This window comes from Oceaniglobus indicus, assembly GCF_002751875.1.
GTDB classification, from domain to species: Bacteria; Pseudomonadota; Alphaproteobacteria; order Rhodobacterales; family Rhodobacteraceae; genus Oceaniglobus; species Oceaniglobus indicus.
In genome coordinates this window covers 273,756-288,577 of sequence record NZ_NMZM01000004.1, presented here as the reverse complement: position 1 = coordinate 288,577, position 14,822 = coordinate 273,756, and the positions used below count along the sequence as shown (strand labels likewise).

The window sequence follows — 14,822 nt, the reverse complement described above, 5'->3', positions numbered from 1 at the left end:
CGTTCGGTCACTTCGGGTCAGGCGGCGTTGTCGGTGTCCTGACGCGACCACAGGTCGGCATAGCGACCGGCGCGGCGCAACAGCGCGGCGTGGGTGCCACGCTCGACGATCTCGCCGTTTTCCAGCACCACGATCTCGTCCGCGTCGGCGATGGTCGACAGGCGGTGCGCGATCACCAGCACGGTCCGCCCCTGCCCCAGCCCCTTCAATTGTCCCTGGATCTCGCCTTCGGTCGCGGTGTCCAGCGCACTGGTCGCCTCGTCCAGCAGCAGGATCGGCGGATCCTTCAGCAGGGTCCGGGCGATGCCCACCCGCTGCTTTTCACCGCCCGACAGCTTCAGGCCACGCTCGCCCACCGCGGTATCGTATCCTTCGGGCAGCGCCGTGATGAAATCGTGGATCCGGGCCGCCCGCGCCACCGCCTCGATCTCGGCGAAACTGGCGTCGGGGCGCGCGTAGGCGATGTTATAGCGGATCGTATCGTTGAACAGCACCGTATCCTGCGGCACCACCCCGATCGCCGCGTGCAGCGAATCCTGCGTCACATCCCGCACGTCCTGTCCGTCGATGGTGACGCGGCCCGCGGTCACGTCATAGAACCGGAACAGCAAGCGGCCCAGCGTCGACTTGCCCGACCCCGACGACCCCACGATCGCCAGCGTCCGACCCGGCGGGATCGTCAGATCGACCCCCCGCAGGATCGGGCGCGCGGCGTCATAGCCGAACACGACACCCTCGAAGCGCACCTCGCCGCCGTCCACGCGCAAAGCCTTCGCGCCGGGCTTGTCCTGCACCTCGGACGGCTGTTCGAGAAGGCCGAACATCTGCGCCATATCCACCAGCGCCTGGCGGATCTCGCGATAGACGGTCCCGAGAAAGTTCAGCGGCATGGTGATCTGGATCATGTAGGCATTGACCATGACGAAATCCCCCACGGTCAGCGTGCCGGCCGACACACCCTGCGCCGCCATGACCATGACCACCACCAGCCCGGTGGTGATCAACAGGGACTGCCCGAAGTTCAGGAACGCCAGCGAATACGACGTGCGCAGCGCCGCGGCCACGTATCGGCCCATGGCCCCGTCATAGCGTTCGGCCTCGCGCGCCTCGGCACCGAAATACTTCACCGTCTCGAAATTCAACAGCGAATCGATGGCCTTCTGGTTGGCGTCGGTGTCCTCGGCGTTCATCTCGCGGCGGATCTTGACCCGCAGCTCGGTCACCACGAAGGTGAACCAGATATAAAGGCCGATGGTCACGCAGACGACCACCAGGTACCAGATGTCGAAGGCCACCGCCAAGACCACCGCGATCATCAGCAGTTCCAGAAGCAGCGGGCCGATGGAAAACAGCAGGAACCGCAACAGGAACTCGACCCCCTTCACGCCGCGTTCGATGATCCGGCTCAGCCCGCCGGTCTTGCGCGTGATGTGATAGCGCATGGACATGCGGTGGATGTGTGTGAAGGTCTCCAGCGCCAACTGGCGCAGCGCGCGCTGGCCGACGCGCGCAAACACCGCATCGCGCAGTTGTTGGAACCCGACGTTCATCAGCCGCGCCACGCCGTATGCGACGGTCAGACCGACCGCCCCCGCGCCCAGGGTCCACGCCGCATCCGCCGACGCTTCACCCGAAAGCGCATCGACGGCGGCCTTGTAGAAGAACGGCGTGCCCACCGCGATGATCTTGGCCACCAGCAGCAGCAGCAACGAGATGACGACGCGCCGCTTCACCCATCCCTGGCCCGCGGGCCAGAGATAGGGCGCGACGCGCCGGATGACGGCGGCGCCGGAACTGTCGATGGTGTCCCCCGCCGGGGTTTGCGCAGCGGCAGCTTTTCGGGACATCTGGACCTCGGGTTGGACGAACGTCAGAACCTAGGCTCGCGGGCCGCCATTGACCAGAGCGCACCGCCCGGACCCGCCAGCCGACAATCAGTCGGGAATGGCGAACACCTGCCCGGGATAGATCAGGTCGGGATCACGGATCTTGTCGGCGTTCGCCTCGAACACCCGGACATAGAGAACCCCCTGGCCATACCGCTCGCGCGCGATCCGCCACAGGGTGAACCCCGGCTGGACGGTAACGGCCGAGACCTCGTCGCGTTGTGCGGCGTCGGGCAGTTCGGCAAGCTCCGCCGCGCTGGCGGGTTTGAACGGCGTCTCGGCGCGCGAGGTGACATCGCCGTCCTCGTCCACCTCGTCGACCCGCAGGGTATAGACCCGCGAATCGACGGCCGGCAGGTCGGCGCGCCATTGTCCGTTCGGTGCCACAGGCACCGTCATGATCGCCCGATTGTCGAGATAGAGACGCACGAAACCGGCGCCGGTGCCGCGTCCGCCCAGCACCACGTCGCCCGACCGGTCGTATCCGATGGAATCGATCACGACGTTGCTCAGCGCGCGGGGCGCGGGGCCGGGATCCTGAAGCACGCGCACCCCGTCGGCATCCGCCACCAGAAGGCGCGGCGCGGCATCGGGCATGGCCGGACCGTCGGCCGCCGTGGCCGGCGCATCCGGGGCGTCCGCCCCGGCGGGCGTCGCCGGCGCGTCGCCACCACGCATCTGGGCGGCGACCTCGGCCGGCGGCTGGCGCAGGTCCGACGGGGGCGACGCGCCTTCCACTGGCCCCGCGGCCGGATCCGGCGCGCGGCCGGCATCCTGCAACGCGGTGCTGGCACCGGCCGGAAGCGCGGGTGGCGAGACATCATTCTCGGCCAGCGCGGCGATGCGCGGCGCGGCCGCCACCCCGGCATCGGGCCTGCTGCCCGGCGCGGGCGATCCGCCGGCGTGCGGTGACGGCCCGGCCCCTGTCGGTTCAGCCGGCGGCGTGGCAGTCGCACCAGTGCCGGGCTGCGGATGTCGCGCGGCCACCTGCGGATCGGCAACGGAATCGGCCACGGGATCCTGCGGCACCACGATCACGGTGTTGGCCGAGACCACGGGCGCGAAATCGCCAACAGCACTTTCCAGCGACAGCGTGCGCGTCGCCTGTGACGGCGGAATCTCCAGCAACGCCACGAAGCCGCCATCGGCTCCGGCACGCACCGCGGCGATGTCCGTGCGGTCCAACAGCACCGACACTTCGGATCCCGGGGCGGCGCGACCGGCGATCAGGGCATTGCCGTCGGCTTCGATCCGCACGACATCGATCTGGGGCGCCATGACCTGTGGGTCGGCAGGCGGGATGTTGTCGGCCGGTGCGGCGGGGGAACGGTCGTCGGCAGCGGTTTCGTCCGACGGCGCAGCGGCCTCGGAGACATCGGTCGATGCAACGGAGTCCGGCGCAGCGGCCGCAGGCGCGTCAGCCGCTTCGATGACCGCCGGCTTGGCACCCGGGTCGGTGACGGGCGGTGGGGGCGCGTCCTGATCCGGCCGATCGCCTGCCACGTCCGTTGCTCCGGCTTCGCGATCCGGGGTCGGCGCGACTTTTGCGGGGTCGGCGCGCGCAGCGTCCTCCGGTTCGCGGGGGGCTGGCTTTTGCTCCTCGACCGGGGCGATTGCCAGCGACGGCCCATCGGTGCTGGGGTCTTTGGCCAACGTGACGGTCGGATCGGCGGCGCTGAGGGCGTCGCGCGGCGCCGGGGTGCGGGCGGCGAAAAACAGATACGCCCCGCCGACGACAAGCACGCCCGAGACCACCCCCGCGACCATCGCCCCTGCCCTTGTCGGTTTCGCAAACGCAAACGCCATGCGACACTCCTCAATCCTGCGACCGGACAGGCCGGGTCGCGCGACCATAGCAACCGACATCCAGACGGTCAAAAGCCGCAATTCCACCGACAGCGCCCCCCGTCAAGCCGAACCGGATATCGCCACAGTATCCGCGACGCCGTGTTGCGCGGCCATTTCCGACGTGGGGGCCTGTGGTGGATCGTGGGCGAATAGCGGTCGACAAACCCGGGGCGTCATGACGATACTCGGGACAAGGCGACCGCCGTCGGCTTGGCCACGCCGGTCCACGCCGCCCGCGGTCGGGCTGAACCAATGCGAAGGCTCGCGCGTTTGGCCGTGAATCCAAGGGGAGACCAGGAATGCAACTGCTGATCAGTCACACGACATCCGATCCCGCCGCATGGCGACGCTGGTTCTCGGAGGACCGCGAAAACCAGGGCAAGGCCGGGCTGACGATGCTGCAGCTCTGGGTGGAGACCGGCAATCCGAACACCATGTGGGCCCTGTTCGAGGTCAGCGACCGCGACGATGCCCAGCCCTGGGTCGACAACCTGACCGCCGGGATGGCCACGAAACGGGCGCAGGTGACCGATATGGCGTATCATTTCCTTGAAACCGCCTAGATCGGGATTGTGATGACCACCGAACTTACCGTCCTGACGCTGGCTGCGCTGTTGCAGGCGGTGCAGTTCGTTCTTTTCGCCGTGCCCGCGAACCGCGATCTCGGGCCCGGCTATACCATGTCGGCCCGCGACCGCCCGCCCAGCCGCGATCTTTCGCCCGTCGCGGGCCGTCTCGGGCGGGCGCTGGCGAACCACTTCGAAGGGTTGATCTTGTTCGCGGTCGCGGTGGGCGTGATCCAGATGTCGGGGCAGAACTCGGCCCTGACCGGCGGCTGTGCGTGGGTCTATCTGATCGCCCGCATCGCGTATGTCCCGGCCTACGCCTTCGGGTGGAACCCCGGCAGGTCGGTGATCTGGGGCGTCGGATTTCTTGCGACGGTGGTCATGTTGCTGGCCGCGCTTGTCTGATCGTTGTATGACGTGGCCGTGCCGTTCCGGTGCCTGACCATTCCAATTCCGTGACCCCGAAGGAGACCCCATGTCCAGCTATGACGTCATCGTTATCGGTTCCGGCCCCGGCGGCTATGTCTGTGCCATCCGCTGTGCGCAGCTGGGCCTGAAGACCGCTTGTGTCGAGGGGCGCGAAACCTTGGGCGGCACCTGTCTGAACGTTGGCTGCATCCCGTCCAAGGCGCTGCTGCACGCCACCCACATGCTGCACGAGGCCGAGCATAATTTCGCGGCCATGGGATTGAAGGGCAAATCGCCGTCCGTCGACTGGAACCAGATGCTGTCCTACAAGGATGACACCATCGCCCAAAACACGAAGGGTATCGAATTCCTGTTCGAGAAGAACAAGATCGACTGGATCAAGGGCTGGGCGTCGATCCCCGAGGCGGGCCGCGTCAAGGTCGGCGACGAGGTGCACGAGGCCAAGAACATCGTCATCGCATCAGGATCCGAGGTTGCGTCGCTGAAGGGCGTCGAGGTGGACGAGAAGACCGTGGTGTCGTCCACCGGCGCGCTGAAACTGAACAAGATCCCGAAAACCATGGTGGTCATCGGCGCCGGGGTGATCGGGCTTGAAATGGGATCCGTCTATTCGCGGCTGGGCGCCGAGGTCACCGTGGTCGAATACCTGGACGCAATCACGCCGGGCATGGACGCCGAGGTGCAGAAAAGCTTCAAGCGGTTGCTGGAAAAGCAGGGGTTGAAGTTCGTCATGGGCGCCGCCGTCTCGGGCGTCGAGACCGGCAAGGGCAAGGCGAAAACCACCTATAAACTGCGCAAGGACGACAGCGAACACACCGTCGAGTCCGACGTCGTGCTGCTGGCCACGGGGCGCAAGCCGTTCACCGACGGTCTGGGCCTGTCAGACCTTGGCGTGAAGGTATCCGACCGCGGCATGATCGAAACCGACGATCACTGGGCCACGTCGGTCAAGGGCATTTATGCCATCGGCGACGCAATCAAGGGTCCGATGCTGGCCCACAAGGCCGAAGACGAAGGCATGGCCGTGGCCGAGGTTCTGGCCGGCAAGTCGGGCCATGTGAATTACGGCGTGATTCCGTCGGTCATCTATACCCATCCCGAGGTGGCCAGTGTCGGGCAGACCGAAGAACAGCTGAAAGAGGCCGGAACCCCCTACAAGGTCGGCAAATTCTCGTTCATGGGCAATGGCCGGGCCAAGGCGAACTTTGCCGCCGACGGTTTCGTCAAGATCCTGGCTCACAAGGACACCGACCGCATTCTGGGCGCCCATATCATCGGCCCGATGGCGGGCGATCTGATCCACGAGGTCTGTGTGGCAATGGAATTCGGCGCCGCCGCGCAGGATCTGGCGATGACCTGTCACGCCCACCCCACCTATTCCGAAGCGGTGCGCGAAGCGGCGCTGGCCTGTGGCGACGGCGCGATCCACGCCTGACCCTGTGCCGGGCCGCCCCACCGGCGGTCCGGCCTGTCACATCCTCGGTTGACGCAAGCGTGCGCACGGGGAACCCTGTGATGGATCATTGCGCAACCAGCGAAGGATGCCGTTTGTGAGCGATTCCCCGACCATCGACATTCTGGACAAACTCGTCGCCTTCCCGACGGTCAGCCGCGACAGCAACCTGGGGCTGATCGACTGGGTGCAGGATTATCTGGCCCGGCGCGGTTTCGATTGTCACCGCGTGACCGATCCGACCGGGCAGAAGGCCGGCCTGTTCGCGCGCATCGGGCCCGCCGGCGATGGTGGCATCATGCTTTCGGCCCACACCGATGTCGTTCCCATCGACGGTCAGACATGGACCAGCGATCCGTTCCGCTTGGCCGCGCGTGACGGGCGGCTTTACGGCCGCGGCACCTGTGACATGAAGGGATTTCTGGCCTGCATGCTGGCGGTGGCCGACAAGGCCGCGGGAAAGACGCTGCGCGAACCGCTGAAACTGGCAATTTCCTATGACGAGGAAATCGGCTGTATCGGGATCAGCCACATGATCGACCAACTGGCACCGACCATCGGCCTGCCCCGTTATTGCATCGTGGGCGAGCCGACGGACCTGACCCTGATCACGGGCCACAAGGGCAAATCCACCATGCGCGCGACCTGTCACGGCACCGCCGGCCATTCATCCCTGGCGCCGCAGTTCCTGAACGCCTTGCATCTGGCGACGGATTTTATCGGAGCGATCCGCGCCGCACAGGACGATTGCCGTCACAACGGACCGCAGGATGCGGCCTACAGCGTGCCCTTTTCCACGCTGCATGTCGGCAAGCTGGAAGGCGGCGCCGCGCTGAACATGGTGCCCGAGACCGCCGTGATCGATTTCGAGTTGCGGCACCTGGCGCAGGATCCGGCCGATCCGATTCTCGGGCGGTTGCGCGACGACGCCGCGGCAATCGTCGCCGAGGCCGCGAAACAGCACCCCGAAGCCGCCATCGACATCACCGCGATCAGTTCGTATCCCGGCCTGGAAACGCCGTCGGAATCCCCCATCGTCGGCTGGATTTCAAAGTTCATGGATCTTCCCGACGGCCGCACGCCCGACACCGGCAAGGTCAGCTTCGGCACCGAGGCCGGGTGCTTTGCGCAGGTCGGCATCCCCAGTGTTGTCTGCGGCCCCGGTTCGATCCTTCAGGCGCACAAGCCCGATGAATTCATCGCCGTGTCCGAACTGGCGCGGTGTGATGCGATGCTGGCCGCGATTCTTGCGTCAATCGCCGACGACTGAGGCGCCCGTGCCGGGTGCCGCCACCTGCGTCACCGGGCGCTGCAACGCGTTCCACAGGGTTTCGGCGGCGTCGTCGGCGGCCTTCGTCGGGGCGAACAGCGCGATCCGCATCTCGCGGCTCCAATCGCCATCGTCCAGACGCGCCAGCCGCCCCCGGTTCAGATCGTCGATGACCATGCGTTCGGGCAGCCAGGCGATGCCTGCGCCGGCCAGACACATGCCCTTCACCGCCTCGGCAAAGGCATCCGTGTGCCGCGGCCGCAGCCACAACCGCCCCGGACCCGACGCCGCGATATGCGCCACCACCGATCCCAGGAAAGACGTCGGATCATAGGCCAGCAACGGCAGCGGGTCATGCGGCGTGCCGGGAAAGCGCCAGCCGTTTTGCCGCATCGCCGTCCGGGCCGCGACGGGCACCATCCGTTCGGTGCCGATATCGACACTTCTGAACAGGTCCGGATCCAGCCCCAGCGGCACCGGCTCATACCGGTAACAGACCAGCAGATCGCACACCCCCTGCGACAGCAGATCGAAGCACAGCGCGACGTTGTCGGAAAACACACGGGCCTGAAGCGTGGGATCCCGCCGGTAAAGCGGGGCCAGCCGATGGGCCAGATGATTCGAGGCGATCGAATGCGGCGCGGCGATGCGCAACACCCGGCCGCTCGGGCTGGCGCTGTCCCGGATGGCGTCGCGCGCCTGTTGCAGACCCGTGATCATCTGGCGCGCCACGGGCAGGAACGTCTCGCCCGCGTCGGTCAGTTGCACGGGATATCGGGTGCGGTCGATCAGCGGGGTGTCCAGCCACACCTCAAGCGCCTTGATCCGTCGGCTGAGGGCGGATTGCGTGATGTGGCGTTGCTGCGCGGCCTGGGTAAAGCTGCGCGTGGCCTCGAGGCAGATGAAATCCTGCAGCCAATTCATGTCCATGCCCGCTGTTAGCCAAGATCCTGACAACCCACAACTATGCACGTTCGGAATAAAACCATTCAAACTCGGAATTTGCGATGACCCGTGCAATCCCTATGCTGAAGCCCGAGCCGTTTGGAACGTGCCAAGAGTCATCGGGAGCCTTTCATGTATCTTTCACGCTTCGCACGGGTGCGCCTTGGGCATTTTCCGACCGCCCTTGAACGACTCGACAACCTGACCCGCCATCTGGGCGGCCCCGAGATCTGGATCAAGCGGGACGATTGTACCGGCCTGGCCACCGGCGGCAACAAGACCCGCAAGCTGGAATTCCTGGTCGGCGATGCCCTGGCCCAGGGGGCCGATACGCTGGTGACGCAGGGGGCGACCCAGTCGAACCACGTGCGCCAGACGGCGGCGGCGGCCTGCAAGACCGGCCTGCGCTGTCATGCCCTGCTGGAGCAGCGGGTGACAAACATGGGTGACGCCTATTCCACCTCGGGCAACGTCCTGATGGATGACATCATGGGCTGTGAATACGAAGAGCGCCCCGAAGGTCTGGACATGAACGCCGAGGGCGAGGCGTTGGCGGAAAAACTGCGAACGCAGGGGCGCAAGCCCTATTTCATTCCCGGCGGCGGATCGAACACCATCGGCGCGCTGGGCTATGTCGCCTGCGCCAATGAAATGGTCCAGCAGTTCGACGATGAACGCCTGACCGTCGATGCGATCGTCCACGCCACCGGCAGCACCGGCACCCAGGCGGGCTTGTTGGCCGGGCTGCACGCCATGAACGTCGACATTCCGGTGATGGGCGTTTCCGTGCGCGCGCCCGAAGACAAGCAGCGCGCGAACGTCCATCGCCTGGCCGTGGCCACCGCCGACCTCTTGGGCGCGCGCGGCGATCTGCCCCAGTCGCGTGTCGCGGTCGACGACACCGAGGTGGGCGGCGGATACGGCCAGCCGACCGATGCGATGGTCGACGCCATCGCGCTTCTTGCCCGCCAGGAAGGCATCCTTCTGGATCCCGTGTATTCCGGCAAGGGATTCGCCGGTTTGTTGTCTATGATCCGGCGCGGCGTATTGACCAAAGGTCAGCGGGTTGTTTTCATACATACCGGCGGTTCGTCGGCCCTGTTTGCCTACGGCCATCTGTTTTCGCGACAGACCGCACCCACACGCGCCATCTGAGCGCAGGACGCGAGCAACGATAGAAAGCCGGCGCCGAAAGCCAAGCCGGTGCATCCACACCAAGGAGGAGACCCCCATGACAATCTCGACACGAGTGTGCTTTACCGCACCCGCCCTTGCGGCCTGCGTCGCCCTTGCCATCGGCACCACCGGCGCCGCCGCGCAGAGCGTGACGCTGAGCTTTGCGACCAACACGGCGCCCAACAACATGCGCGGCGAGGCCGAGACCATCTTCATCGAAGAGCTGCAGAAGGCGTCGAACGGCGAAATCAATGTCGTTCCCTATTGGGGATCGTCGCTGATGGAGGGCGCCGAGATCCTGGGCGGCGTGCGCGACGGCGTGGCCGACATGGGCTTCATCAACATCAACTATTACCCCAACCAGCTGCTTCTCAACAGTGCCTACAACCTGTTCCCCAAGGGGCCGTCGACCTATGAGAACATCTCGTGGGCGTTCGACCAGATGTATGAACAGGTGCCCGAGCTGAGCGAGGAATTCGCCGGACAGGGCCAGCGCATCGTCTATAAATACGGCGTCACCCCCTATGCCGGTGCCTTCAAGTCGCCGGTCACCAAACTGGACGACATGAAGAACCTGCGCGTGCGGGCGGCAAGCCGCTGGTATCTGAACATGCTGGACGGTGCGGGCGCCACGCCGGTGTCGATGCCCTGGGGCGATGTCTATCAGGGGCTTCAGACGGGCGCCATCGACGGCGTGTTCACCAACATCGACGGCATCCACCGCGCCAGCCTGGACGAGGCGGCGCAGAACATCTTCTTCATGCCGGACCTGTGGCTTGCCATTCCGTTCATCATCACGATGAACGAGGACAAGTATCAGGCGCTGAGCGATGAACACAAAGAGGCGTTCGCCAAGGCCGACGCCGCCGCACGCGAACGCTTCAGCGCGGTGTGGGACAGCACCATCGCCGACATCCTGAAGGCCCAGGAAGACGCCGGATACACCATCGTCATGGCCTCGCCCGAGGACGTCGAAGCCTTCACCACCCTGCCGGACGTGCAGAAGAACCAGGAAATCTGGTCCGAAGAGGCGAAGGCCGCCGGTGTCGAGAACCCCGAGAAAATCCTCGAAGGGTTCGATTCGGTGATCTCGGAAGCCGTCAACCGCTGATCGGGCACCTGCCTGTTCAACATCCGCGCCGGACCCCCTGTCCGGCGCGGAACAGAGTCCGAAATGGAGCGCGTGATGATCGCCAGATCTATTGATTTCGCCACCAACATCCTGGCCGAACTCTGCGGCTGGTTCCTGCTTGTCGTGATGGGGTTGATCATCGTCGACCTGGTCAGCCGCGCCCTTGGCACGCCGATCTACGGCGTGTCGGAAAGCGCCATGTTCGTGATGATCGCCATCGTCTATCTTGGCCTGCCCTATGCCGAAAAGATGAAGGCACACGTGCGGGTCGAGCTGGTCCTCGACGCGCTGCCGGGCCGGCTGTCGGCGATCGTGGATCTGGCGATGTACCTGCTGGTGGTCGGCACGATGCTGGTCGTGTTCTACGCAGTCGTGATCAACGCCTGGGGGTCTTACGGCTCGCGCCAGGCCATTGCCGGGCCGACGCCGCTGGTCGTGTGGCCGGTCAAATTCGTGATGGTGGCAGGGCTGCTGCTCTATGTCGTGCAGATCGTCATCAATGTCGGACAGGCCGTCCGCACGATCATCCGGGCCGATGCCCCCACTGCCGGAGACGCCTGACTATGGATCTGTTCACACTGGTTGGCATCGGCGGCATTGTCGCGCTGTTGACGTTGCTCCTGCTGGGCATGCACCTTGCGGTGACGTTTCTTCTGGTCGGGCTGGGCGGCGTTGCCATCCTGCTGAACCAGAAGGCGGCGCTGTCGCTGATCGGCGAGACGATGTATTCCGCCATCGCCACGCCGACCTATACCGTTCTGCCGCTGTTCGTGCTGATGGGCGCCTTCGCCGCCGCCAGCGGCTTTGCCGAACAGGCCTATCGATCGATCCACAAGGCGGCGGCAGGGGTGCCCGGATCGCTGGCCATCGCCACGTCCTTCGGCAGCGCGGCCTTCGCCACCATCTGTGGCTCGTCCCTGGCCACGGCCAGCGTGTTCGGGCGCATCGCCTATCCCGAGATGCGCCGCTATGGCTATGACCGGGCGTTCGCCCTGGGCTCGATTGCCTGTTCCGGCACGTTCGCCAGCATGATCCCGCCCTCGGGCATGTTCATCCTGTTCGCGATCTTCACCGAAACGTCGGTCGGGCGGCTGTTCATGGCGGGGATCGTGCCGGGTGTGATCACCGCGACCGTCTATGCCATCTCGATGTATCTGCGCGCCCGCGCCAACCCGAAACTGGCCCCCATGGCACCCGAGGAAAAGGACGTCTCGCCCGTTGAACGGGTGCGCGCGCTGGGCGGTCTGTGGCAGATCGCACTGCTGGGCACCATCGTCATCGGCGGCATGTATGCCGGGTTCTTCACGGCGACCGAGGCGGGCGCCATCGGCGCCGTGGGCACGCTGCTGTTCGGTCTGGCCAACGGGCCCCTGCGCCGCTTTGCGACCTTCCGCGGCGCCCTGCGCGAATCGGCCGAGATCACGGCGATGCTGTTCTTCATCATCGTCGGTGCGCTGTTCTTCAGCCGCTTCCTCGGGCTGTCGCGGATCCCCTATAACCTGACCCTGTTCCTTGAAAGCTGGGACGTGCACCGGCATGTCATCCTGGCGCTGATCCTGGCGACCTGGTTCGTTCTGGGGATGCTGATCGTGCAGACGGCGGTGTTCGCGCTGACCCTGCCGATCCTGTTCCCCATCGTCGTCAACCTCGGGTATGATCCGATCTGGTTCTGCGTAATCGCGATGAAGATGAACGAGATCGCAGGGGTCACGCCCCCCGTGGGGCTGAACGCGTTCAGCCTGGCGGGATCGGCGGGCAAGGACGTGCGCGTCGATCACGTGTATCGCGGCGTCTTCCCCTTCATCCTGTGCGATCTGGTGGTTCTGCTGCTGCTGATCGCGGTTCCGGGGATCGTGACCTTCCTGCCCAACATGATGTTCGACTGAAACGGGAAAACCTAATGCAAACCGGATATGACGTCATTCTGCGGGGCGGCCTGGTGGTCGACCCGGCCAACGGTGTGAACCGCGTTGCCGATGTCGCGCTGAGCGGCGGCAAGGTGGCCGAGGTCGGCGAGGTCACGCGGCCGGCCAAGGCCGAGCGGGATTGCACCGGCCTGGTGGTCATGCCGGGGATCATCGATTCCCACGTGCACCTGTCACCGTGGCTGGGCGGCGCGCCGGGGCATCGGATGCTGGCGCTGGCGGGCGTGACGTTCGCGCTGGATCTGGCCGGGCCGATCGACGGCGTGACGCGGTTCGCCGCCAGCCATGGCTGCGGGCTGACCATCGGCTGCATCGACTATGTCCGGCCGGGGCATACCGTGTCGTCCGTCGATCCCCAGTCCGACGAATTGCGCGACACGCTGGCGCGGGCGCGCAAATCGGGCGCCATCGGGCTGAAGCTGCTGGGCGGGCATTTCCCGATGACGCCAGAAGCCTCGGGCCGGATCATCCAGGTCTGCGCCGATGCCGGTGCCTATGTCGCCTGTCACTCGGGCACCCTGAACACGCCGCAGAACATCGACGGGATGCGCGAATCCTGCGAGGCGGCGGCGGGCAACCCCCTGCACCTGGCGCATATCAACAGCTATACGCGCGGTCTGGACAAATCGGCCCTGGTCGAGGCGGAAGAGGCGATCGCCCTGATCAACGCCAACCCCAACATCTGGGCCGAATCCTATCTGGCGCCGATCAACGGCAACTCGGGCAAATGCGCCAACGGCATTCCCGAAAGCGTGGCAACCGAACGCAACCTGGAACGCGGCGGGTTCGCCCCCACCAAGGACGGCCTGGCCGACGCCATCGCCGCCGGATGGGCCATGGTCCACCTGCCCCGCGACGGTGTTCACGTCCTTCAGGGCGGCCCCGAGGGCCTGGCCGCGTGGCAGCAGGCCGAAACCGACATCGGGATCAGCTTCATGGCGAATCCGCCCGAACCGCGCCTGCACCTGGCGACCGCGAAACGCGCCGACGGCAGCTTTGCCATCGACGGGCTGGCGACGGACGGCGGCGGCATTCCGCGCAACGATCTGTGTTCGCGTGGCCTGGCCCTGGTGCATCTGGACGCGCTCAGCCTTGAAGGGTTCGTGATCAAGACCGCCGTCAATCCGGCGCGCGTGCTGGGGCTTTCGGCGCGCAAGGGGCATCTGGGCGTCGGCGCCGACGCGGATGTGACCGTGATCGACCTGGCGCGCCTGACCCCGGTGGCCAGCTATGGCGGCGGCAAACCGATCCTTGCCGACGGTCAGGTTGTCGGAACCGGCTGCACGATGATGGTGCCGCCCGAAGGCGCCGATCATGTGCGCGGTCTGGGGCTGAACGTGCTGATTGCCGAGGCGGGAACGATGATTCCCCGCCGCGCGGAGGCTGCACCGGCGCCATGACAGCGGGCGACGGCATGGCCGACGATATCGCCTATCGCGTCCATGGTGCCGGACCGAACCTGTTGCTGGTGTCCGGGCTGAACGGCCAGGGCCGGTTCTGGGACGCCGTGACGCCATCGCTTGCCGAACGCTTTCGCGTGCTGACCTATGATCAGCGGGGCTGTGGCGCCACGCCCGACGATGGCGCCGACTGGAGCATCGGAAGCCTCGCAACCGACGCCTTGGCCCTAGCCGATGCGATGTTCGGCGCGGCCCCCTTCGCGGTGATCGGCCATTCCACGGGTGGCGCCATTGCCCAGCACATGGCAGCCACCCATCCCGACCGCATCCGCGCGGTGGGCCTGTCGGGCACATGGATGCAGGCCGATGCCTATATGCATGCCCTGTTCGGGCTGAGGCAGGCGTTGCTGGCGCGCGCGCCCGATCTGGACCCTCTGCTCAGCAACATCCTGCGCCTGCCGCCCGAGGCGTTCCGCCCGCCGGACCCCCATGTTGCACTGGACCGCAGCGTCACGACCCGCCGCATCGACGCGCTGATCGCGCACCGGGGCGACCGGCTGGTCGGTCGGATCACCGCGCCCGCGCTGGTGATCGGCGCGCAGGATGACCGCATCGTGCCGCCGCATCTTTCGGTCGCGCTGCACAAGGCACTGGCGCGCAGCACGCTGTGCATGCTGGACGAAGGCGGACATTTCTTCGTCCAGACGCAACCGCAAGTTTTTGCCGGCCATGTTCTGAAGTGGCTGACACCGCTGTTGCATCCGCCTCACATCAACGGCTGAGCCGCGGTGA

General features: G+C 66.0%; 13 protein-coding genes. 10 read left to right on the top strand and 3 right to left on the bottom strand.

Features of this window, described 5'->3' with window-relative positions; translation table 11 throughout:
* Window positions 1–17: 17 nt before the first annotated feature.
* Window positions 18–1,847: an ABCB family ABC transporter ATP-binding protein/permease gene (locus CFP68_RS08490; protein WP_099826478.1), complete on the bottom strand. Its 1,830-nt coding sequence runs from the start codon at window positions 1,845–1,847 to the stop codon at window positions 18–20.
* Between the two features lie 87 nt (window positions 1,848–1,934).
* Window positions 1,935–3,692, bottom strand: a complete 1,758-nt coding sequence (locus CFP68_RS08485) for a LysM peptidoglycan-binding domain-containing protein (protein WP_145953418.1) — start codon at window positions 3,690–3,692, stop codon at window positions 1,935–1,937.
* A gap of 341 nt (window positions 3,693–4,033) precedes the next feature.
* Here CFP68_RS08485 and CFP68_RS08480 point away from each other — a divergent pair, with 341 nt between their 5' ends.
* The 4 genes from CFP68_RS08480 (at window position 4,034) to argE (ending at window position 7,452) form a co-directional block, all read left to right on the top strand.
* A complete protein-coding gene (locus tag CFP68_RS08480; RefSeq protein ID WP_099826476.1) occupies window positions 4,034–4,297 on the top strand; it encodes a DUF3303 family protein in 264 nt (87 codons plus the stop codon).
* A gap of 12 nt (window positions 4,298–4,309) precedes the next feature.
* Window positions 4,310–4,705, top strand: coding sequence for an MAPEG family protein (locus CFP68_RS08475; RefSeq protein WP_099826475.1), 396 nt, complete (start codon window positions 4,310–4,312; stop codon window positions 4,703–4,705).
* A gap of 70 nt (window positions 4,706–4,775) precedes the next feature.
* Entirely contained in the window at window positions 4,776–6,164 is a 1,389-nt protein-coding gene (lpdA, locus tag CFP68_RS08470; RefSeq protein ID WP_099826474.1) for a dihydrolipoyl dehydrogenase, read from the top strand.
* 115 nt (window positions 6,165–6,279) lie between these two features.
* Complete coding sequence (gene argE / locus CFP68_RS08465; protein WP_241524004.1) at window positions 6,280–7,452, top strand: acetylornithine deacetylase; 1,173 nt, start codon at window positions 6,280–6,282, stop codon at window positions 7,450–7,452.
* On the opposite strand, the gene CFP68_RS08460 is transcribed toward argE, so the two are convergent.
* Window positions 7,435–8,376 carry a LysR family transcriptional regulator gene (locus CFP68_RS08460; RefSeq protein WP_158234147.1) on the bottom strand — a complete coding sequence of 314 codons (942 nt, stop codon included), beginning with the start codon at window positions 8,374–8,376 and terminating at the stop codon, window positions 7,435–7,437. The genes argE and CFP68_RS08460 overlap by 18 nt on opposite strands.
* A 153-nt stretch (window positions 8,377–8,529) precedes the next feature.
* Between CFP68_RS08460 and cuyA the strand changes: the two genes are divergently transcribed.
* From cuyA to CFP68_RS08430, 6 genes are all read left to right on the top strand, one after another.
* Window positions 8,530–9,552: a D-cysteate sulfo-lyase gene (cuyA, locus tag CFP68_RS08455; RefSeq protein ID WP_099826471.1), complete on the top strand. Its 1,023-nt coding sequence runs from the start codon at window positions 8,530–8,532 to the stop codon at window positions 9,550–9,552.
* 76 nt (window positions 9,553–9,628) lie between these two features.
* Window positions 9,629–10,684: a TRAP transporter substrate-binding protein gene (locus CFP68_RS08450; RefSeq protein ID WP_099826470.1), complete on the top strand. Its 1,056-nt coding sequence runs from the start codon at window positions 9,629–9,631 to the stop codon at window positions 10,682–10,684.
* Window positions 10,685–10,759: 75 nt separating this feature from the next.
* A complete protein-coding gene (locus CFP68_RS08445) occupies window positions 10,760–11,266 on the top strand; it encodes a TRAP transporter small permease subunit (protein WP_158234146.1) in 507 nt (168 codons plus the stop codon).
* Between the two features lie 2 nt (window positions 11,267–11,268).
* Entirely contained in the window at window positions 11,269–12,591 is a 1,323-nt protein-coding gene (locus CFP68_RS08440; protein WP_099826468.1) for a TRAP transporter large permease, read from the top strand.
* Between the two features lie 14 nt (window positions 12,592–12,605).
* A complete protein-coding gene (locus CFP68_RS08435) occupies window positions 12,606–14,030 on the top strand; it encodes an amidohydrolase family protein (protein WP_099826467.1) in 1,425 nt (474 codons plus the stop codon).
* Entirely contained in the window at window positions 14,027–14,812 is a 786-nt protein-coding gene (locus CFP68_RS08430; protein WP_099826466.1) for an alpha/beta fold hydrolase, read from the top strand. The genes CFP68_RS08435 and CFP68_RS08430 overlap by 4 nt, the downstream gene beginning before the upstream one ends.
* The last annotated feature ends 10 nt before the right edge of the window (window positions 14,813–14,822 follow it).

Bases quoted from the DNA above. Each gene is read 5' to 3' on its own strand.
- CFP68_RS08490 (WP_099826478.1), bottom strand. From the start codon at position 1,847: ATGTCCCGAAAAGCTGCCGCTGCGCAAACCCCGGCGGGGGACACCATC.
- CFP68_RS08485 (WP_145953418.1), bottom strand. From the start codon at position 3,692: ATGGCGTTTGCGTTTGCGAAACCGACAAGGGCAGGGGCGATGGTCGCG.
- CFP68_RS08480 (WP_099826476.1), top strand. From the start codon at position 4,034: ATGCAACTGCTGATCAGTCACACGACATCCGATCCCGCCGCATGGCGA.
- CFP68_RS08475 (WP_099826475.1), top strand. From the start codon at position 4,310: ATGACCACCGAACTTACCGTCCTGACGCTGGCTGCGCTGTTGCAGGCG.
- lpdA (WP_099826474.1), top strand. From the start codon at position 4,776: ATGTCCAGCTATGACGTCATCGTTATCGGTTCCGGCCCCGGCGGCTAT.
- CFP68_RS08460 (WP_158234147.1), bottom strand. From the start codon at position 8,376: ATGAATTGGCTGCAGGATTTCATCTGCCTCGAGGCCACGCGCAGCTTT.
- cuyA (WP_099826471.1), top strand. From the start codon at position 8,530: ATGTATCTTTCACGCTTCGCACGGGTGCGCCTTGGGCATTTTCCGACC.
- CFP68_RS08450 (WP_099826470.1), top strand. From the start codon at position 9,629: ATGACAATCTCGACACGAGTGTGCTTTACCGCACCCGCCCTTGCGGCC.
- CFP68_RS08445 (WP_158234146.1), top strand. From the start codon at position 10,760: ATGATCGCCAGATCTATTGATTTCGCCACCAACATCCTGGCCGAACTC.
- CFP68_RS08440 (WP_099826468.1), top strand. From the start codon at position 11,269: ATGGATCTGTTCACACTGGTTGGCATCGGCGGCATTGTCGCGCTGTTG.
- CFP68_RS08435 (WP_099826467.1), top strand. From the start codon at position 12,606: ATGCAAACCGGATATGACGTCATTCTGCGGGGCGGCCTGGTGGTCGAC.
- CFP68_RS08430 (WP_099826466.1), top strand. From the start codon at position 14,027: ATGACAGCGGGCGACGGCATGGCCGACGATATCGCCTATCGCGTCCAT.